Origin of the sequence: Phenylobacterium sp. (assembly GCF_035475775.1) — a bacterium.
Lineage (GTDB): Bacteria > Pseudomonadota > Alphaproteobacteria > Caulobacterales > Caulobacteraceae > Phenylobacterium.
In genome coordinates this window covers 1-17,905 of record NZ_DATIMC010000011.1, presented here as the reverse complement: position 1 = coordinate 17,905, position 17,905 = coordinate 1, and the positions used below count along the sequence as shown (strand labels likewise).

Genomic DNA, 17,905 nt, shown 5'->3' with positions numbered 1-17,905 from the left:
AGAGACTACTTCTCGGTCGGATCGGAACCGTCCTTCGGCGCGCCGGTTCCCGAGGAGCCCATGAACACCTTGCGGCCGTCCGGGAAGGTCACGTCGCGGCCGTTCGCCTTGCAGATCGGCGTGCAGGAGTGGTCCTTGGACTGGTAGCCGCGCACGATGATCTCGGTGCCCGGCTTCAGCGTGTTCCGGTCGATCCCGGCGCGCAGCAGGGTGTTGGGCGTGCCGCCCTCGACCATCCACTCGTGCATCTGGCCATCGGGGCCGACCGCGTTCAGGTGCACCCAGGCGTGCGGATTGATCCACTCCACCTTGGTCACCTTGCCGCGCAACAGGACCGGGGCCTTGCCGTCGAATTCGGCGGAAAAGGCGTGGTGGGCGGACGCCTGGCCGACGCCCAGGGTCGCCGCGGCCAGCAGGCCGGCGCCGATCATCGTGGGAACAATAAAGCGACGAGAATTCATTATGCGCCTCCAGCGCCGATGCTTGGGTCTTCTACGGTCTCAGCCGGGGCCCGAGAGCTCGCGGCCGTGGGTTGGGCTAATGGCCCGCATGACGCGGGTCTTCCTACATCATGGCTTCCCTAAGGTACATGCGGCCGATCAGGGCAGCGGGTTCTTCCGCAGGTGGCCGTACATCAGCTCCTCCACGAACTCGACGCACTTGAACTGGTTGAGCCGCGCGTCCTCGCCGACGTGCTTGTAGAGGTTCATGCTGATCTTCCACGGCCGCGTGAAGGTCGCCGGATCGGTGATCTCCGCCTCGTAGCGCAGGGTGAGCGGGCTGGTCGGCGTCCAGCGCTCGACCACCTTCATGTCGGCGGAATGGAAGTTGCCGGCGCGGTCGAACCAGGTGGAGTCGTTCTGGCCGGTGACCACGATCACCAGGGTGTCGCCTTCCCAGTGCGCCACCGACTGGCCCATCCAGGAATCCACCGGCGCCGGGCCCGGGTCCTTGAACAGGATGTTGCGCACCGCGCCTGCGTACTCGTAGGCGATGAGCATCTGCTTGTCGGACTGGAAGATCTGGAAGGGCAGGCTCATGTAGTTGGCCCGCGGCACGCCCGGCAGGTAGCACTTGATCTCGGGATCCTTGTGGATCCAGTCGGCGTGGTTCGCGTCGCGGGTCTTCCTGGCTTCGGGCGTGTAGGGGATGGTCCCGCCTTCCACCACGCCCAGTCCCGCAGGCACCGCGCCCACCGCGCCCAGCGCCAGCACCTCCTTGGCCGGCACCGGCCCGAACGGGCCCGGGCGCATCTGCAGGGCGGCGCTCGCGGCGTGCGGCTCGATGTTCCAGTTGGCGGTGTTCATCACCTGCCAGACGCCGTTGAGGTCGGGGTGGATCCTGTCCGGCCCGCGCGGCGCCCGGTAGGCCAGCGCCTGGGTGGTGTGCCTGACCTGCTGGGCCTTGCCCTTGGCGGGCGCCGCCAACGCCTGGCCGGCCACCATCACGCCCGCGATCGCCACGGCCGCCGCAAACCTCTTCATCGTCGCAGTCCCCCCAAACCTCCGCCTCATGCCCCGGCGGAGCCGTTCATCGATTCAATGCTCTAGCGGAGCTCGGCGGCAAGCGCCAGCCGAGCCGGCTTTGACAATCCCTGATCGGGCGTCTAGCGCCGATGCATGGCGCTGCGCCCCCTATTCGCCACTCCGGTCTATGAAGCCTCGCTTAGCACGGGGCGCGAGTTCGAAAATTTCAACGCCGAATTAGAGGCCGCCTGCCGGATGCTGGCGGCCGAGGACAAGGCCGGCCAGGCCTGGTCGAAGGCGCACGGCTATGGCGGCTACACCTCCTACGCCTCGCTGGACGACCTGCCGCGCCGGGCGAGCGTGTTCGCCGAGCTGAAGCGCAAGCTGGACCGCCACGCGCGCGCCTTCGCCGAGGCGCTCGCCTTCGACCTGGGGCGGGGCCGGCTGGCGATGGACAGCCTCTGGGTGAACCTCTTGAAGCCGGGCGCGGCGCACTCCGGCCACATCCATCCGCACAGCGTGATCTCGGGCACGGTCTATGTGCGGGTCCCGCCGGGCGCCTCGCCGCTGAAGATCGAGGACCCGCGGCTGCCGCTGATGATGGCCGCCCCGCCGAAGCGCGCCGACGCGCCGGAGGCCCAGCAGAGCTTCGTCTACCTGCGCCCGCAGCCGGGGACGATCCTGATGTGGGAAAGCTGGCTGCGGCACGAGGCGCCGGCCAACGCCGCCCGCTCCGAGCGGATCAGCGTCAGCTTCAACTACGGCTGGCGATAGCGCGCTCAGGCCTGCGCCGCGCCGACCGCCAGGCTCGAGGCGTGCGCCGCGCGGATGCGCGCGCCCTCCTCGTCGTAGAGGAACGGAAGCGTCGCGTAGCGCCGCCCGCGGGTCACCGGGGTCGCCTCGTGCAGCAGGCTGCAGGAGAACACCACCGCCCCGCCGGTGGGCGGCCGGTAGGTCCTGGAGCCGAACTCCGGGAACCGCAGGTCGCCGCCTTCGAATTCCTCGGCGTTGAGATTGATCGAGACCGCGAACTTGCGGTGCGCCGTCGCCGGCGTGGTGTTGTCGCGGTGCGGCCGGAAATAGCCGCCGTCCTGCGCGTCGTAGCAGGCCACGATGAACCGCTCGATGCGGGTCACCCGAAACTGGAAGGCCTTCATGATCTCCGGCGCCAGGCGGGCGGCGATCCGGCTCCGCAGGCCTTCGACCAGCGATCCCTCGGGGATGGTGGCGTCGCTGCGGCTCTTGAAGTCGTCCAGCACGCCCACGGTCTTGCCGCCGATCTGGCGCATGACGCCCGAGGGCGTGCCGCCGATCTGGTCATAGAGCGCGATCAGCTCGCGGCAGAACCCCGGCTCCAGGACGCGCGGAACGATGAGCACCGGGGCGTGCACGGGCGCGCCCGCGTGGCCTTCGGCGGGGCCCAGGGCGCGCAGGGCCGCGAACGCGGCGCCGATATCGGCCAGCGGACCGCCGGTCAGGATCCTGAGGCTCGGATCGATCAGCACCCACTCCGGCCGCACCTGGCCGTCCGCGCCGGCCGCGCCGTAGAGCCGGCGGATCTCGCCCTTCCAGTCGCCGAACCAGCGCAGGCCGTTGGCGGCGTCGGCGACGCGCCGGAAGCTCGCCTCGTCGGGCAGCACGCCGAAGGCCAGCACCTCGTCGTCGCGGAGCCGGTCGCGGTGGGCGGCGATCTGCGCCAGGGCGGCGTCGCGCTCGGGCGAGGGCGGCGGCAGGAAGGCCAGCAGCACATAGCGGCCGCCGACGCTGCCGAAGGCGAACTTCGGGTTCACCGGCGAGATGGCCGAGAACAGCGGCGCAGGCGTGGCGGCGGGCAGGCCCATCGCCGTCCCTCTAGCGAATATCGCCGCACATGGACACGCCGTCAGGTGACGCAGGCGGGGCGGACGTTCATGCTCACCTGTGTTCGCGGCTGTGCAGCAGCCTCATGACGAACACCTCGTCCGCGAGGACGACGTAGCGGACGAGGAACGCGCCCGGGGAGACAGTCTGACCCTAGAGCTCAAGGCTCGCCGGCCAGGCGCACCTTCACCGCAGCATCAAATCCAGCCAGGCCCTCTTCCACCGAGTGGGAGACGCCGGAGGCCTGATACTCGGCGACCAGCCGGAGATCCTCTTCGTATCCCCGATCGCCCGCCGAACGCGCCAGCACCTCCGCCGCATAGACTTCTATCGGCTCGCCGGCGGCCGCCGCGGCTTCGTGCAGGCGCCGCAGCGTCGCATCATCGAGCCGAACCGTGAGTTCGCCGTCCGCCATCGGCGATGCTGAGCGTCGGATGCCCGCCGGTCAACTGTCGAGGAAGCTGCGGAGCTTGCGCGAGCGCGAGGGGTGCTTGAGCTTGCGCAGCGCCTTGGCCTCGATCTGGCGGATGCGCTCGCGGGTCACCGAGAACTGCTGGCCGACCTCTTCCAGGGTGTGGTCGGTGTTCATGCCGATGCCGAAGCGCATGCGCAGCACCCGTTCCTCGCGCGGGGTCAGCGAGGCGAGCACGCGCGTGGTGGTCTCGCGCAGGTTCGACTGGATGGCCGCATCGATCGGCAGGATGGCGTTGTTGTCGGGGATGAAATCGCCGAGGTGGCTGTCTTCCTCGTCGCCGATCGGCGTCTCCAGGCTGATCGGCTCCTTGGCGATCTTCAGCACCTTGCGCACCTTCTCGAGCGGCATGGCCAGCTTCTCGGCCAACTCCTCGGGCGTCGGCTCGCGGCCGATCTCGTGCAGCATCTGGCGCGAGGTGCGGACGATCTTGTTGATCGTCTCGATCATGTGCACGGGGATGCGGATGGTGCGCGCCTGGTCGGCGATCGAGCGGGTGATCGCCTGGCGGATCCACCATGTCGCGTAGGTGCTGAACTTATAACCGCGGCGGTACTCGAACTTGTCGACCGCCTTCATCAGCCCGATGTTGCCCTCCTGGATCAGGTCCAGGAACTGCAGGCCACGGTTGGTGTATTTCTTGGCGATGGAGATCACCAGGCGCAGGTTCGCCTCGACCATCTCCTTCTTGGCCTGGCGGGCCTCGCGTTCGCCCTTCTGCACGGTGTGGACGATGCGGCGGAAGTCGTCGATGGCGACGCCGGTCTCCTGCGCCAGCGCGCCGATCTCGGAGCGGATGTCGGCGATCTGGCCGTGGTCGTTCTCGGCGAACTTGGTCCAGCGGACGCCCAGAGCCTTCACCTGGCCGCTCCAGTCGGGGCGCATCTCCGCGCCGAGGTAGGCCTTCAGGAATTCCGAGCGGCTGATGCCGTAACTGTCGGCCAGGCGCAGGAGGCGGCCTTCCAGGCCCATCAGGCGCTTGTTGATCGCATAGAGCTGCTCGACCAGGGCCTCGATGCGGTTGTTGTTGAGCTTCAGGGTCTTGAGGTGAAGCACGATCGCGGTGGTGGCCGCGTTGTAGGCCTTGCGGTCGGCCTCCGGCAGATCCTCGCCCTTCAGCTTGTGGAGGACCAGCTTCTCCTGCAGCAGGCGGAAGTTCTCGAACTCCGCGGCGATGGCGTCGAGCACGGCCATGACGCCCTCGCGCAGCTCGGCCTCCATGGCCGAGATGGTGGGGCCCGCGCCGTCGTCGAAATCGTCTTCGCTTTCGCCCTCCGGCGCGCCCTCGACGGCCTCGGCCTCCTCCTGCTCCTCGGCGGCGGCCATGTTGGCCTCGCCCGCGCCAACCTCGCCGTCGGCCTGGGCCTGGCCGCCGTAGGTCTGCTCCAGATCGATGACCTCGCGCAGCAGGATGCGGCCCGACGCCAGCTCCTCGCGCCAGACCATGATCGCCTCGAAGGTCAGCGCGCTCTCGCACAGACCGCGGATCATGGTGTCGCGGCCGGCCTCGATGCGCTTGGCGATGGCGATCTCGCCCTCACGCGAGAGCAGCTCCACCGAGCCCATCTCGCGCAGGTACATGCGCACCGGATCGTCGGTGCGGTCGTAGGCCGGCTCCTTGGCCGTCTCGACCAGCGCGGTCTCCTCGCGCACCGCGACCTCGCCGCCGTCGGCGTCCTCCTCGGACTCCACGACGTTGACGCCCATCTCGCTGAGCATGGCCAGCGTGTCCTCGATCGCCTCGGAGGTGACCTCTTCGGACGGCAGGACCTTGTTCAGCTCGTCCATGGTGACGTAGCCGCGGGCCTTGGCCTGCTTGATGAACTTCTTGACCGCGGCGTCCGTCAGATCGAGCAGGGGGCCGTCGCCGCCCTGAGTTTCCGGGGTCTCCGCTTCGGCCGTGGTGGTGCTCATCGAAATCTCCGGGTTCGGCGGGGCGCGCCGGGGCTCAGGGCGCGGGCCGAAGGTGGTGAGGACGTCTCAACAAATGAGGGGCCGCGACGATACGACCCGCGCTTCCGTCGAAATGTTCCCGTTCTGATCGCGCGCGCCGTCGTCCGGGGTCCGTTTCAGGCGCAGGGGGCCGACGCACGGCCTCGCCCCGCGCCGCCATCCCGAGGACGGCGAGCGGCCGCGAACACGGGGATTCCCGCACAACGAGGGAGACATCATCGGCTCGAATGAGGGGCGCGCCCGCAGTGCGCGACGGCCCGGTCGATGTCTTTCGTACGCGCGCTAAATCCGCAGGCCGGAGATGGCGTCGCAGAACGCCGGTGTCAAGGGCGCCCGCGCCGCAGCTCCCGCCGCATGGAAAACCCAAGCGCCTGAACCGCTTAGGGCATTTGGTCGCAGCCGGGACATGGACACGCCATGCGAGGTCCGCTCACGTCGCGAGCGTCGCGCGGGCGATGAGCGCGTCCTCGTCGATCGCCGGGCCGCCGGCCCCGAGCGTCAGGCTGGGGGCGTCCAGCCGCCGCGCGGCGAAGCCGTCCGCCGCCGCGGCCGGCGCATGGCGGGCCAGGACCGCCCAGGCGAGGCCGAGCGCCAGGCGCTCCACGGCATGGCGGGCTTGGCCCTCGGGGACGCTCCCGGAGAGCAGGGCCTCGGCCTCCGCCGCCGCGCCCGCCGCGCCGCCGGCGGCCTCCCGCAACTCGCCCACCAGCGCCTCGCGCGCGTCCGGCTCGCGGGCCAGCGCGCGCAGCAGGTCGAGGGCGATCACGTTGCCGCTGCCCTCCCACACCGCGTTGAGCGGCGACTGGCGGAAGATGCGCGCCATCGGCGTCTCCTCGACGTAGCCCGCGCCCCCCAGGCACTCCAGCGCCTCGGCGGCCACGGCCGGGGCGCGCTTGGTGACCAGGTACTTGGCGAGCGGCAGGCCGATGCGGGCGAGCGCGGCCTCGCGGGGATCGTCGGCGCGGTCGAGCGCCCGGGCCAGGCGGAAGGCGAGCGCCGTGGCGGCCTCGACGTCGAGCGCCAGGTCGGCCAGCACGGCGCGCATCAGCGGCTGGTCGATCAGCCGGCGCTGGAAGGCGGCGCGGCCCTGCGCGTGGCGGATCGCCAGGCTGAGCGCCTGGCGCATCTGGGTCGCCGAGCCGATCACGCAGTCGAGGCGGGTGAGCTGCACCATCTCGATGATGGTGCGCACGCCGCGGCCCTCCGGCCCGACCCGCCGGGCGTAGGCGCCGCGGTACTCGATCTCCGCCGAGGCGTTGGAGCGGTCGCCGAGCTTGTCCTTCAGGCGCTGGATCTCGATCGCATTGCGCTCGCCGTCGGGCGTCCAGCGCGGCGCGAGGAAGCAGGTCAGGCCCCCCTCCGCATAGGCCAGGGTCAGGAAGCCGTCCGACATCGGCGCCGAGCAGAACCACTTGTGGCCCACGAGCCGGTAGCCGCCGTCGGCCTGCGGCTCGGCGCGGGTGGCGTTGGCGCGCACGTCGGAGCCGCCCTGCTTCTCGGTCATGGCCATGCCCAGCGTCGCCGCCCGCTTCTCAGGCGCCGGGATGACGCGCGGATCGTAGGCCTCGGCGGTGACCCGCGGGACCCAGGCCTCGGCGAGCGCAGGCTCGGCGCGCAGCGCCGGCACGGCGGCGTAGGTCATCGACATCGGGCAGCAGACCCCGTAGTCGGCCTGGCCCATCAGGAACAGCAGCGCGGCGTGGAGCGCGTGGCCGCAGGCGGGCGTCGTCCAGGCCGCTCCGGAGACGCCGGCCTCCAGCCCCAGCGCCATCAGCCGGTGGTAGGCGGGGTGGAACTCCACCTCGTCGATCCGGCGGCCGAACCGGTCGAACGCGCGCAGCGCCGGCGGGGCGGCGTTGGCCTGCGCGCCCCAGGCCTGCGCCTCGGCCGAGCCGACCCGCTCGCCGAACGCCCGCAGCCGCGGGGCGTGCGCCCCCGCGCCCGACCAGGCGCAGGCCGAGCGCAGGATCTCGTCGGCCGCGAACAGGTTCACGTCCTCCAGCGGCGCGGACTGGTTGACGACCTCGTGGGTGGCGAGCCGCGTGCGCGGATTGCGATGCGACATGGATCGGGCCTCCCGGCCACCCCTGGGGTCCGAACGCATGGCGGCCCGATCGGTGCGCCCCCGGGAGCATCGGCGATAGCCCTCCTCCTCGATAGAGGAGGGGGCGTTTCACGGGCGGGCGGCGGCCCTACCGCCCCGCCGCGGCCCGCTGCTGGTTGAGCGCGAAGAGGCGTTCGAGGATCGCCTCGTCGGCCAGGTCCGCGGGCCAGCCGTAGGCGGCGGCGACGGCCGCATCGAGCGTCCTGTGCGCCATGTCCAGCCAGGCCGGGCGCTCATTGTAGAGATTGGTCAGCGTGCGCGCCTTCAGCGCCTTGGCCGCCGCTTCGTCCTTCGGGCGGATGCGCTCGGGATAGCCCGCGACCACCTCGGGCTCGCGGACCACGAGGTCCGGCGGGTTCAGCCAGACTTGCCGCAGCTCGTCGAGCCTGCGGGCCGCTTCGGCGATGGCCTGGGCGCGAGGGTCGGCTGCATAAGCCTCGGCCGGCAGGTCGGGCGTCAGGCCGTCTGGGAAGGGGAAGGTCTCGAAGGTCGTTGAAGGTGTGTAGCGGGGGTCGTTTCCAGCCCCAAGCCAGGTACCCAGCCGTATGGCCCAAAGTTCATGCATCCGGCTCTGCAGGACCCCGAAGATCACCTCGCCATCGTCAGCGACCACGATGAGCTGATGGTCCGGACAGACAGCGGTCGGCAACCCCACAAAGAACCGATGTTTGGAGACAGTCGGCGTTGCAAGGTAGCGCGGATGGCCTTCCAATTTATTCCACATGGACGGCCTCGGCTCCACGTGCCGCCACCAGTTGAGCCGGTAGGCCTCGCGGTTGTTGCGCTCCCGCTCGGGCTTCACGTGAAGCAGCAGATGCCGGAACGGCGCCTCGTAGAGCGCCGCCTCCGCCTCGCTCATCTGCCAGCCGAAGTCGATGATCCACTTGTCGGCCGGCCGCCGCGTCACGTCCATGCCGTTGCGCCAGGGCTTGAGCACGTCGCTGTTCGGACGGCCGTTCGGATTGAGCGGCAGGCGCAGCCATTCGCGCGCGAGCTCGCCCGGAATGTCGAAGGCGCCCCCTTTGGTGTCGCCCATGAAGGCGACCCCGGCGTTCTCCTTCAGGCGCGCCGCCTTGGTCAGGTCGAAGGCGGCCGAGGTGAGGTCCGAATTGATCTGCGCCGCCACGCGGCCGTCCATCCGCCGCTCGGTGAACCCCGCACCGAAGCCCAGCATCGAGACGCGCACGGCCGCGCCTTCCAGCACCCACGGCTCGTCCGCCCAGGCCTCCCACATGGCCTCGGCGTCGCAGATCGGATCGAGCACCCGCCGGTTCGCGCCGCCGCGGATCGAATTGGTGGTGACCAGCCCCGCGCGCACGGCGCGGCCGGCCTGGATCGCCCGCCAGGCCTTCTCCACCCAGTAGGCCACGAGGTCGGCCTCCGCCGGCACCCGCCCGCGATAGGCGGAAAACAGCCGCTCGACGGCCGCATCGCCCAGGTTCTCGCGCATCCGCTTGCCGCCCAGGAACGGCGGATTTCCGATGATGGCGTCGGCGGGCGGCCACTCGGCCTCCGAGCCGTCGGGGTTCAGCAGGGCGTCGCGGTTCTCGATCTGGTCGAGGGTGGAGAGCACCGGGTCGGGCGGCGGCCGGGTGGCCTTCTTCAGCGTCCATTGCAGGTAGCCGATCCACAGCGTGAGGCGGGCCAGCTCGGCGGCGTAGCGGTCGATCTCCAGGCCACGCACGCACTGCAGCCCCACCTGCGGCAGGAAACCTCTGAGCCCCAGCCGCTCGGCGTCGACGATGGCCCGCTGCTCCAGGTCCATCAGCTCGTGCAGCGCGACATAGAGGAAGTTGCCGGAGCCGCAGGCCGGGTCGAGCACGCGGAACGCCGCCAGCCGGTCGAGCCAGGCCTGCACCCGGTCCCTGGCGGCGCCATAGGCGGCGTCGCGGCGCCTGGCGATCTGGGTCAGCTCGCGCCGGCGCTTCGGCTCGTCGGCCTTGGCGGCGGCCGGATCGGCCCGCATCTGGACGGCGGCGCGCTCGTGCACCGCCTTGCGCGCGGCCTCCGCCTCGTCGATCCGCGCCACCTCTGCGCGGACCTCGTCCAGCGCCGCCTGCCACTCCGCAGCCAGCGGACGGACGATCGCCGGCTCGACGATCTTCAGGATCTTCTCGCGGTCGGTGTAGTGGGCGCCCAGCGCCGGCCGCTCGCGGGTGGCCTTGAGCGCCTGCTCGAACAGGCTGCCGAACACCGAGGGGTCGATCTCCGACCAGTCGTGCTCCTCGGCGGTGTCGGCGATCAGCTTGAGGTCGGGGGTCTCCAGCGGCAGGGTGGCCGCATCCTCGAACAGGCCGCCGTTGAACCAGCGGATCAGGTGCTCGCCGAAGAAGGTGTCGCCCGGCCGCGCCATGCGGTCGAACAGCTCGCGAAGCTGGGCCTGCGCCGCCGCGGGCTTGAGCGCGACCGCCTTCACCGTGCGGGTGAACAGGTCCTTCGGCAGCAGGCCCGCGTCCTCGGCGAACATGCAGAACACCAGGCGGTTCAGGAAGTGGGCCACGGCGCGCGGATCGTGCCGCCGCTCCTGCAGCCTGCGGCCGAGCTCGCCGAACCGCTCGGCGGCCTTGGCGGTCAGCTCCTGCGGGCTGAACCGGGGCTTCAGCTCCTCCGAGCCGTCGAAGACGACGCGCAGCAGGTGCAGCTTCGCCGGGTCGAGCAGATCGCCCAGCGACAGCTCGAGCTTCCTGGAGACGGTGTTCGTCCAGTTGGTGTGAACGACGATCCGCTCCATGTCGGAGACGACCAGATAGGGCGGGTTCTCCAGGTCGAGGGCGTAGGCCTGCAGCTGGCGCAGCGCCGCGTTCAGGTCCCGGTGCTTGCCCTTGTACTCCCAGCCGAAGCAGTGCCGCCGCCAGACGTCGGCCCACCCGTCGCCGCCGCCGACCTTCTCCGCGCCGCGTTCGAAGCAGTAGTGGTCGCCCTTCGGGTCAGCCTCCGTGGGGGTCGGCACGCCCAGGATGGCGCACAGGTCGTTGAAATGCGACTGCGAGGCCTGCCGCTCGCGCAGCTCGCTGTCGCTCCACTTACGGACGAACTCGGCAGGCGTCATCGCATCCCCGACTCGTCCGACAGCTTAGCGCCCGCGACGGTGCGCGCCATGCGGCGCCGGCGGCTCGGGCTGCATCCCGGCCTGCTCCGGGATGAGCGGGGGACATGGCGCAAGCGCTGCACGAGCCTTGAATGCAAGAACCTAGACATCATCTAGGTTCTATGGGACAAGCGGCGATGGCGACGGTCTTCAGGAGTCACCGCCGATACAGGGTGGCCGTTAATTCCAATGATCATCCGCCCGCTCACGTGCATGCGTTCGGCAAGGGTTGCGAAGCTCGCTTCAAACTCAACTGCCCCGATGGCCCGATCGAATTCTGGGACGCCGAGGGTGATTGGACGTTGAAGCGCCTCAACGAGCTCGGGCTGGAAGTCGCCGCCAACATCGACGAATGCTGCAAGGTCTGGAGCGACATCCATGGCTGAGTTCAAACTGCTGGATGAGGCGTCCTTCAAGAGAGGCGTCAACCGCAAGCGCCGCCGCCCCCTTCCCTGCGCGGTCTCCGCGCGCTTTGACCGCAGGTCTCATCGGGTGATCGTGCGCCTCGACACGGGCCTGGATTTCTCGTTCGATCCGCGACGGACGCAAGGCCTCGCCGAGGCTCCGGCGGAAGACCTTATGGGCGTGACCGTGGAAGGCGTCGGCAGCACGCTCCACTTCCCTCGCCTCGACGCCGACTACGCCGTGTCCGGCCTGCTCGAGGCCTTCCTTGGACCCCTGGACTGGACTCGGCGGGAGGCGCGGGCGCAAGCCTCGCGCGAGAACGGCAAGCGTGGCGGCCGGCCCAAGAAGGAAATCGGCGTCACCACCTGAGCGTCACCGGCCGCGACGACAGGCTGGGCCGCAGGAGCATGCTCGCGATGGGCCACGAAAAGAGGTTTGGCGCGGCCCTGAAGAAGGGGACCGAGCAGGACGCGCTCAGCGGCTGGCGCAAGCTGCTGCGATTCCGCCCCGGCGCGCGAAAGGCCGCCAAGAACAGCTTCAACAGGCGGGTCCGTCATCAGCAGGTCGAGCCGCCCACGTCCGACGAGTAGGCCCGCGCGCGATCGTCATGGCCGCCATGACGGATGAGGGGCGATCTCAGTGCGGCAGGACCGGCTCGGGCGGGGTCTCGGCGGCCCAGTCGGAGTTGATCAGGCGGCGCAGGGTGTCGCGCTCCGCCTTGAGCGCCAGAAGGGTCGTGGAATCCTGGTCGCGGGCGAGGTCCTGGGCGGCGGCGTCGACGGCGCGCTCCAGGCTCTCCAGCCGCATCAGCAGGTCGAAGGCCTGGCGCCACAGCGCATGCGCCCGCTCGCGGGCGGCGGCGGGATCGAGGAACGGCGCGGCGACGCCGGCCCGGCGGGCGTCGGCGTCGAGGCGCTCGATCAGCGCCTCGTCGAGGCCCCTGGCCTTCAGCCGGCGCAGCGCCGCCTCGGCGTCCAGGCCCTCGGCCTCGTAGCGGAGCTGGACGAGCTCGCGGGCGATCGCGTCGAGCTTCTCGTCGCCGAAGCCGCGGGCCCCGACCAGCTCGATGGAGGCGTCGATCACCGCCGGATCGCGCACCGCCGCCAGCGCCAGGGCGGCGGCGAGCGGCTTGGCGGAGGCGCGGAGCTGGCGGGCGGCGGCGCGGCCCTGCGGCGTCGCGCCCTGCGGGGCGGCGCGCCGCCGGCCCTCCCAGCCGCGGCGGGAGAGCTCGCGGGCCGCAGCCCCCACGGTGTAGACCGGCTCCCGGGTCGGCCAGAGTTGTTCGTAGCGGCCGAGCAGGTCCTCCTTGTAGGCGGCGGCGAGGTCCTTGTCGGCGATCTGGGCGGCGGCCTTGCGTAGCCTGGCTTTCAGCGCCGTGCGGCGCTCGGGGGTGTCCAGCGGCTCCAGGTCGCGCTCGCGCAGGAACAGCGCCTCGACAAAGGGCGTGGTCCTGGCGAGCTGGGCCTTCAGCGCCGCGGGGCCCTGCTCGCGCAGCACCTCGTCCGGGTCCTTGCCGCCCTCGACCAGGGCGAAGCGGAAGGAGCGGCCGGGGGCGAGCAGCGGCAGCGCCCGATCGATGGTCCTGGCCGCCGCCTGCCGGCCGGCGCGGTCGCCGTCGAAGCACAGGGTGGGTTCGGGGTGGTGGCGCCACAGCGCCTCCATCTGCTCTTCGCCCAGCGCCGTGCCCATGGCCGCGACCGCCGGGACGCCCGCCCGCTGGCAGGCGATGACGTCCATGTAGCCTTCGACGACGACCAGCGGCGGCGCCTCGCCGGCCGGCGCTGCGGCCAGCATCTTGCGCGCTTCGGAAAGGCCGTAGAGCTGGCGTCCCTTGTGGAAGGCGGCGGTCTCGGGGCCGTTCAGGTACTTGGCGCGCGCCTGCGGATCCATCGCCCGGCCGCCGAACGAGACCACCCGGCCGCGCGCGTCGAGGATCGGGAAGATGATGCGGTCGCGGAAGCGGTCGTAGGGCGCCCCGCCCTCCTCCGGCGCGATCAAGAGGCCCGCCTCGACCAGCTCGGCCGGGCGCGCGCCCTTGGCGACCAGGTAGTCCTTCAGCGCCGTGCGCCCGGCCGGCGAGAAGCCCAGCCGGAAGCGGGCCCAGTCGGCCTCGGGCAGGCCGCGCGTCTCGAGATAGGCGCGGGCCTCGCGCCCGGCGGGCCGCTTCAGCTCGGCCTCGAACCACTGGCAGGCGGTCTCCAGCCAGTCGAGCAGCCCCTGGCGGGTCTTCTCCTGCTCGGCGGCGCGGGGATCGACGGCCGGCAGCGGCACGCCCGCCTCGGCCGCCAGCCGCTCGACGGCCTCGACGAAGGAGAGCCGCTCGGTCTCCTGCAGGAAGCTGATCAGGTCGCCGGTCTTGCCCGACGAGAAGTCGAAGAACTGGCCCTTGTCGTCATTGACGTAGAAGGACGGCGTCTTCTCCTTGGTGAACGGCGACAGGCCCACGTACTCGCGGCCCTGCTTGCGGAGCTTCACCGTGCGGCCGATCACGTCGCTCGGCCGCAGCCGCGACTTGATCTCGTCGAGGAAGTGTTCGTCGAAGCGCAACGGATGCCCGCCCCCTGGAGGCGCCGCATCATAGCCCCCCAAGAGGGGCGCCCGGCAATGCGGCGCAAACTTCGCCGTCCATTCTGAACCGCGGAAAACGCGGAACGACGCGGAAGGCGCTTCGCGCCAGACCATCGAAACCACGCCGGCGCTCGCGCCTTCGGGCCGTGGCCGCTAGAACGAAGAAAACGAATGGCGGGAGGCGATGGAGACGATCCGGGTCGAGGTTCGAGGGCCGGTGCGGGAGGTGACGCTCGCGCGGCCGGAGAAGCGCAACGCGCTCGACGCCGAGATGCTGGGACGGCTCGAGGCGGCGTTCGCCGAGGCGCCTTCGCCCGCCGAGCGCGTGGCGGTGATCCGGGCGGAGGGGCCGGCCTTCTGCGCCGGCCTGGACCTGCGCGAGCGCCGCGGCGGGGGGCTGGCCTCGGGCGCGATCGAGGCGATGCTGCACGCGATCGAGCTCTATCCGCTGCCGGCGGTGGCCGTGGTGCAGGGCGATGCGATCGCCGGCGGTAACGAGCTCGCCCTGCACTGCGATTTCGTGGTGGCGAGCGAGACGGCGCGGTTCGGCATGAGCCTGGCGAAGATCGGGCTCGCGCCCTCCTGGTTCCTGGCCAAGAAGCTGCTCGAGGTGGCGGGGCCTGTGGGCGCGCGCGAGATGCTGCTGCTGGGCGACCTGCTGCCGGCCCGCCGGATGGCCGAGCTCGGGCTGATCCACCGGGCCGTCCCGCCGGAGGGGCTGGACGCGGCCGCGCGCGCCATCATCGAGCGCCTGGCCGCCAATGCGCCCCTGTCGCTCCGGGCGATGAAGGCGCTGCTGGTCCGGGCGATGGCGTTCCGCGAGGCGATTCCGCACGACGACGTCGACGCGCTGGTGGCCGCCGCCTCGCTGAGCGCCGATGCGCGCGAGGGCATGGCGGCGATGCTGGAGAAGCGCCCGCCGCGCTTCGAGGGCCGGTGATGGGCGTGCGCCTGGACAAGCCCTGGCGGGTGCTGACGGCCGAGGCGGTCGCCGACCTGCCGGCCGAATTGGGCGTCTTCCAGCTCGGCGATTCTGCGGGCGAGGTGGTCCGCATCGGCTACGCCGGCGGGCGCACCCTGTTCGGGCTGCGCAGCGAGCTCGAGGCGGCGCTGGCGAAGCGCGAGGCCGCGATGTTCCGCACCGAGGTCACCTCGCAATACATGAGCCGCTACGAGGAGCTACTGATGGTCCATGCGGCCGATCACGGCCAGCTGCCGCCCGGCAACGCCGCCGAGGCGCGCCGGCGGCTCGGCCGGCTCAGTCCCGGATAGGAGGCGCCATGGACTTCGAGCCCAGCGAGGAGCAGGCGCTGATCGTCGACCAGGTCCGCCGGTTCGTCCGCGAGGAGGTCTGGCCGCTGGAGGCGAAGCTCGATCCGGACGCCTCGCGCCTGGAGCCCGAGGACCACGCGCGGCTGGTCGGGAAGACCCGCGCCATGGGGCTCTACGGCCTGGGCATCCCGCCGGAATTCGGCGGACCCGACGTCGACATCGTGACCCAGACGCTGATCGCCGTCGAGACGGCGCAGCACCGGGCGGGGCTCTACTCCCCCTGCTTCGGCGCGTTCGGCGGGGCCGGGCTGGCGCAGCTCTACGAAGCCAACGAGGACCAGAAGGAGCGCTACCTGTTCCCCATGCTGCGCGGCGAGAAGCGGGGCTTCTTCGGGCTGACCGAGCCCTCCGGCGGCTCCGATCCGGCCCGCGCGATCCGCACCAAGGCGGTGCGAGACGGCGATACGTGGGTGATCACCGGGGCGAAGATCTTCATCTCCGGGGCCGACGGGGCCGACTTCGGCATCGTCTTCGCGCGCACCGACGCCGAGAAGGGCCGCGGCGGCATCACCTGCTTCATCGTCGACGCCGACACGCCGGGCTTCTACGTCCGCCGCGTGGTGCACACCCTGCGCTCCGGCCACTACGGCACCGAGCTGCAGTTCGAGGACGCGCGGGTGCCGCACGCCAACGTGCTGGGCGAGGTGAACCGCGGCTTCGCGATCGCCAACGACCGGCTGACGCGCCAGCGCATCCCCTATGCGGCCGGGTGCCTCGGCGTCGCGGTCCGCGCCCAGGAGATGGCGATCGCCTACGCCAAGCAGCGCGAGACCTTCGGCGCGGCGCTCTCCACCCGCCAGGCGATCCAGTGGATGGTGGTCGACAACGAGATCGACATCCGCACCGCCCGCTGGGCGATCCTGGCGGCGGCCTGCAAGGCGGCCCGGGGCGAGCCGTTCCGCACCGAGGCGGCGATGGCCAAGCTGCTGGCCAGCGAAGGCGCGAGCCGGGTGGTCGACCGCGCCATCCAGATCCACGGCGGCTACGGCGTGACCAAGGACCTGCCGCTCGAGCGCTGGTACCGCGAGATGCGCATCCGCCGGATCGGCGAGGGCCCGAGCGAGGTGCAGCGGATCGTCATGGCGCGCGACCTGTTCGACCAGGCGCTCTACTGATGGAGGCGCGGCCGCCGCCCCTCGCCGGGATCACCGTGCTCGACTTCGGCCAGGTCTATCAGGGCCCCTACGCCGGCCTGCTGCTCGCCAAGGCGGGCGCGAACGTGATCAAGATCGAGCCGCCGCGCGGCGAGCCGCTGCGGGTGCGCGAGGCGGTGGGCGGCGGCGCCTCGCTCCCCCTCGCCATGCTGAATTCCAACAAGCGGACCATCACGCTGAACCTGAAGAGCCCGAAGGGCGTCGAGCTGCTCAAGGCCATGGTCGTGAAGGCCGACGTGCTGCTGGAGAACTTCGCGCCGGGCGTGATGGACCGGCTGGGCGTCGGGGCCGAGGCGCTGATGGCGATCAATCCGCGGCTGATCTACGCCTCGGCGACCGGCTACGGCCTCTCGGGACCGGAGCGCGACAACCTGGCCATGGACATCACCATCCAGGCGGCCTCCGGCGCGATCAGCGTCACCGGCTTCCCGGACGGACCGCCGGTGAAGGCGGGACCGGCGATCGCCGACTTCCTGTCGGGCACGCACCTCTACGGCGCGATCGCCACGGCCCTGTTCGAGCGCGAGCGCACCGGCCGCGGTCGGCTGGTCGAGGTGGCGATGATCGAGACGATGTTCCCGACGCTGGCCTCCAACCTGGGCATGGTCCACAACAACCCCGACCGGCCGCTCGGCCGCACCGGCAACCGTCACGGCGGCTTGGCCATCAGCCCTTACAACGTCTACGCCTGCCGCGACGGCTGGTTCGCGATCATCTGCAACAACGACGACCACTGGGCCGCGCTGCTGCGCGCCATGGGCCGCGAGGACCTGGCGGGCGATCCCCGGTTCGCGACCAACGCGGCGCGCGTGGCGCACATGGCCGAGACCGACGCGGTGGTGGAAGCCTGGGCGGCGGGGCTGAGCCGCGCCGAGATCTTCGCCGCCACCGGCCGGCACAAGGTCCCCTCGGCGCCGGTGCGCGACCTGCACGAGGTGCTCGCCAACGATCACATGAAGGGCCGCGGGATGCTGGAGGCCATCGACCACCCCAGCCTCGGCCGTATCACGGTGCCGAACAGCCCGCTGCGCTATCACGGCACGCCCCAGCCCCCGGCCGAGCCGAGCCGCGCGATCGGCGCGGACAACCTCGAAATCTATGGCCAGCTCCTCGGCCTCGACGCCGCAGAGGTGGAGCGGCTGAAGGCCGATGGCGCGATCTAGACGTCCCCCAATTCCCCCCGCGACGTCGGCTCAGGCAGGCTTGATTTGAACTTCCGGGCCGAAGGCGCCATGTTCGCGCCCGTGAAGCGCCAGCGTTTCAAGGGGGTCGGCGCATGATCATGTGGGTGCGAGTGGTGGGCGCGCTGGTCCTGACCTGGGCGGCGCTCGGCTGTCTCGACTACTTCGGCGTCACCGCGCTTCTCGGCGGCCGTTCGGGGGACGACGTGCACAATCCCGTCCAACAGCAGACCTGGGCGCGCGACCTGTTCTGGTTCGCGATCTTCGCGGTGGTGATGGCCACGTCCCTGCTGGCCGCCGCCCGCAGAGGCGCGGTGCAGCT

Annotated in this window: 17 protein-coding genes; 9 read left to right on the top strand and 8 right to left on the bottom strand. The window is 71.1% G+C overall.

The features are described from left to right. Positions 1-5 precede the first annotated feature (5 nt). Entirely contained in the window at positions 6-461 is a 456-nt protein-coding gene (locus VLI41_RS01565) for a DUF6152 family protein (protein WP_325266296.1), read from the bottom strand. Positions 462-599: 138 nt separating this feature from the next. Further along, entirely contained in the window at positions 600-1,484 is an 885-nt protein-coding gene (locus VLI41_RS01560; protein WP_325266295.1) for a hypothetical protein, read from the bottom strand. Positions 1,485-1,619: 135 nt separating this feature from the next. Between VLI41_RS01560 and VLI41_RS01555 the strand changes: the two genes are divergently transcribed. Then, positions 1,620-2,240: a TIGR02466 family protein gene (locus VLI41_RS01555; RefSeq protein WP_325266294.1), complete on the top strand. Its 621-nt coding sequence runs from the start codon at positions 1,620-1,622 to the stop codon at positions 2,238-2,240. Between the two features lie 5 nt (positions 2,241-2,245). On the opposite strand, the gene VLI41_RS01550 is transcribed toward VLI41_RS01555, so the two are convergent. The 5 genes from VLI41_RS01550 to VLI41_RS01530 form a co-directional block, all read right to left on the bottom strand. Beyond that, on the bottom strand, positions 2,246-3,307 hold the full coding sequence (locus tag VLI41_RS01550) for a 2OG-Fe(II) oxygenase (protein ID WP_325266293.1): 1,062 nt from the start codon (positions 3,305-3,307) through the stop codon (positions 2,246-2,248). A gap of 179 nt (positions 3,308-3,486) precedes the next feature. After that, a complete protein-coding gene (locus VLI41_RS01545) occupies positions 3,487-3,741 on the bottom strand; it encodes a hypothetical protein (protein WP_325266292.1) in 255 nt (84 codons plus the stop codon). A gap of 30 nt (positions 3,742-3,771) precedes the next feature. After that, positions 3,772-5,712, bottom strand: a complete 1,941-nt coding sequence (gene rpoD / locus VLI41_RS01540) for an RNA polymerase sigma factor RpoD (protein ID WP_325266291.1) — start codon at positions 5,710-5,712, stop codon at positions 3,772-3,774. Positions 5,713-6,181: 469 nt separating this feature from the next. Further along, complete coding sequence (locus tag VLI41_RS01535; RefSeq protein WP_325266290.1) at positions 6,182-7,816, bottom strand: acyl-CoA dehydrogenase family protein; 1,635 nt, start codon at positions 7,814-7,816, stop codon at positions 6,182-6,184. A gap of 127 nt (positions 7,817-7,943) precedes the next feature. Then, positions 7,944-10,904 carry a class I SAM-dependent DNA methyltransferase gene (locus VLI41_RS01530; protein ID WP_325266289.1) on the bottom strand — a complete coding sequence of 987 codons (2,961 nt, stop codon included), beginning with the start codon at positions 10,902-10,904 and terminating at the stop codon, positions 7,944-7,946. A 176-nt stretch (positions 10,905-11,080) separates the two neighbouring features. Between VLI41_RS01530 and VLI41_RS01525 the strand changes: the two genes are divergently transcribed. The 3 genes from VLI41_RS01525 to VLI41_RS01515 are packed head-to-tail and all read left to right on the top strand — an operon-like array spanning position 11,081 to position 11,938. Then, positions 11,081-11,329, top strand: coding sequence for a DUF4160 domain-containing protein (locus VLI41_RS01525; RefSeq protein ID WP_325266288.1), 249 nt, complete (start codon positions 11,081-11,083; stop codon positions 11,327-11,329). Next, a complete protein-coding gene (locus VLI41_RS01520; RefSeq protein WP_325266287.1) occupies positions 11,322-11,717 on the top strand; it encodes a DUF2442 domain-containing protein in 396 nt (131 codons plus the stop codon). Before VLI41_RS01525 ends, VLI41_RS01520 begins: the two co-directional genes overlap by 8 nt. A gap of 47 nt (positions 11,718-11,764) precedes the next feature. Then, complete coding sequence (locus VLI41_RS01515; protein ID WP_325266286.1) at positions 11,765-11,938, top strand: hypothetical protein; 174 nt, start codon at positions 11,765-11,767, stop codon at positions 11,936-11,938. A gap of 46 nt (positions 11,939-11,984) precedes the next feature. On the opposite strand, the gene dnaG is transcribed toward VLI41_RS01515, so the two are convergent. Further along, on the bottom strand, positions 11,985-13,895 hold the full coding sequence (gene dnaG / locus VLI41_RS01510; RefSeq protein WP_325266285.1) for a DNA primase: 1,911 nt from the start codon (positions 13,893-13,895) through the stop codon (positions 11,985-11,987). Positions 13,896-14,100: 205 nt separating this feature from the next. Here dnaG and VLI41_RS01505 point away from each other — a divergent pair, with 205 nt between their 5' ends. The 5 genes from VLI41_RS01505 to VLI41_RS01485 all read left to right on the top strand — a co-directional run. Next, complete coding sequence (locus VLI41_RS01505) at positions 14,101-14,856, top strand: enoyl-CoA hydratase/isomerase family protein (protein ID WP_325266284.1); 756 nt, start codon at positions 14,101-14,103, stop codon at positions 14,854-14,856. Continuing rightward, complete coding sequence (locus tag VLI41_RS01500) at positions 14,856-15,188, top strand: DUF7508 domain-containing protein (RefSeq protein WP_325266283.1); 333 nt, start codon at positions 14,856-14,858, stop codon at positions 15,186-15,188. The genes VLI41_RS01505 and VLI41_RS01500 overlap by 1 nt, the downstream gene beginning before the upstream one ends. An 8-nt stretch (positions 15,189-15,196) precedes the next feature. Beyond that, complete coding sequence (locus VLI41_RS01495) at positions 15,197-16,363, top strand: acyl-CoA dehydrogenase family protein (RefSeq protein WP_325266282.1); 1,167 nt, start codon at positions 15,197-15,199, stop codon at positions 16,361-16,363. Then, complete coding sequence (locus VLI41_RS01490; protein ID WP_325266281.1) at positions 16,363-17,565, top strand: CoA transferase; 1,203 nt, start codon at positions 16,363-16,365, stop codon at positions 17,563-17,565. Before VLI41_RS01495 ends, VLI41_RS01490 begins: the two co-directional genes overlap by 1 nt. A 113-nt stretch (positions 17,566-17,678) precedes the next feature. Continuing rightward, the coding region (locus VLI41_RS01485; protein WP_325266280.1) for a hypothetical protein at positions 17,679-17,905 on the top strand (227 nt) is incomplete at its 3' end.

Coding starts and splice junctions, on each gene's coding strand:
- VLI41_RS01565 (WP_325266296.1), bottom strand. CDS start 461: ATGAATTCTCGTCGCTTTATTGTTCCCACGATGATCGGCGCCGGCCTG.
- VLI41_RS01560 (WP_325266295.1), bottom strand. CDS start 1,484: ATGAAGAGGTTTGCGGCGGCCGTGGCGATCGCGGGCGTGATGGTGGCC.
- VLI41_RS01555 (WP_325266294.1), top strand. CDS start 1,620: ATGGCGCTGCGCCCCCTATTCGCCACTCCGGTCTATGAAGCCTCGCTT.
- VLI41_RS01550 (WP_325266293.1), bottom strand. CDS start 3,307: ATGGGCCTGCCCGCCGCCACGCCTGCGCCGCTGTTCTCGGCCATCTCG.
- VLI41_RS01545 (WP_325266292.1), bottom strand. CDS start 3,741: ATGGCGGACGGCGAACTCACGGTTCGGCTCGATGATGCGACGCTGCGG.
- rpoD (WP_325266291.1), bottom strand. CDS start 5,712: ATGAGCACCACCACGGCCGAAGCGGAGACCCCGGAAACTCAGGGCGGC.
- VLI41_RS01535 (WP_325266290.1), bottom strand. CDS start 7,816: ATGTCGCATCGCAATCCGCGCACGCGGCTCGCCACCCACGAGGTCGTC.
- VLI41_RS01530 (WP_325266289.1), bottom strand. CDS start 10,904: ATGACGCCTGCCGAGTTCGTCCGTAAGTGGAGCGACAGCGAGCTGCGC.
- VLI41_RS01525 (WP_325266288.1), top strand. CDS start 11,081: ATGGCGACGGTCTTCAGGAGTCACCGCCGATACAGGGTGGCCGTTAAT.
- VLI41_RS01520 (WP_325266287.1), top strand. CDS start 11,322: ATGGCTGAGTTCAAACTGCTGGATGAGGCGTCCTTCAAGAGAGGCGTC.
- VLI41_RS01515 (WP_325266286.1), top strand. CDS start 11,765: ATGGGCCACGAAAAGAGGTTTGGCGCGGCCCTGAAGAAGGGGACCGAG.
- VLI41_RS01505 (WP_325266284.1), top strand. CDS start 14,101: ATGGAGACGATCCGGGTCGAGGTTCGAGGGCCGGTGCGGGAGGTGACG.
- VLI41_RS01500 (WP_325266283.1), top strand. CDS start 14,856: ATGGGCGTGCGCCTGGACAAGCCCTGGCGGGTGCTGACGGCCGAGGCG.
- VLI41_RS01495 (WP_325266282.1), top strand. CDS start 15,197: ATGGACTTCGAGCCCAGCGAGGAGCAGGCGCTGATCGTCGACCAGGTC.
- VLI41_RS01490 (WP_325266281.1), top strand. CDS start 16,363: ATGGAGGCGCGGCCGCCGCCCCTCGCCGGGATCACCGTGCTCGACTTC.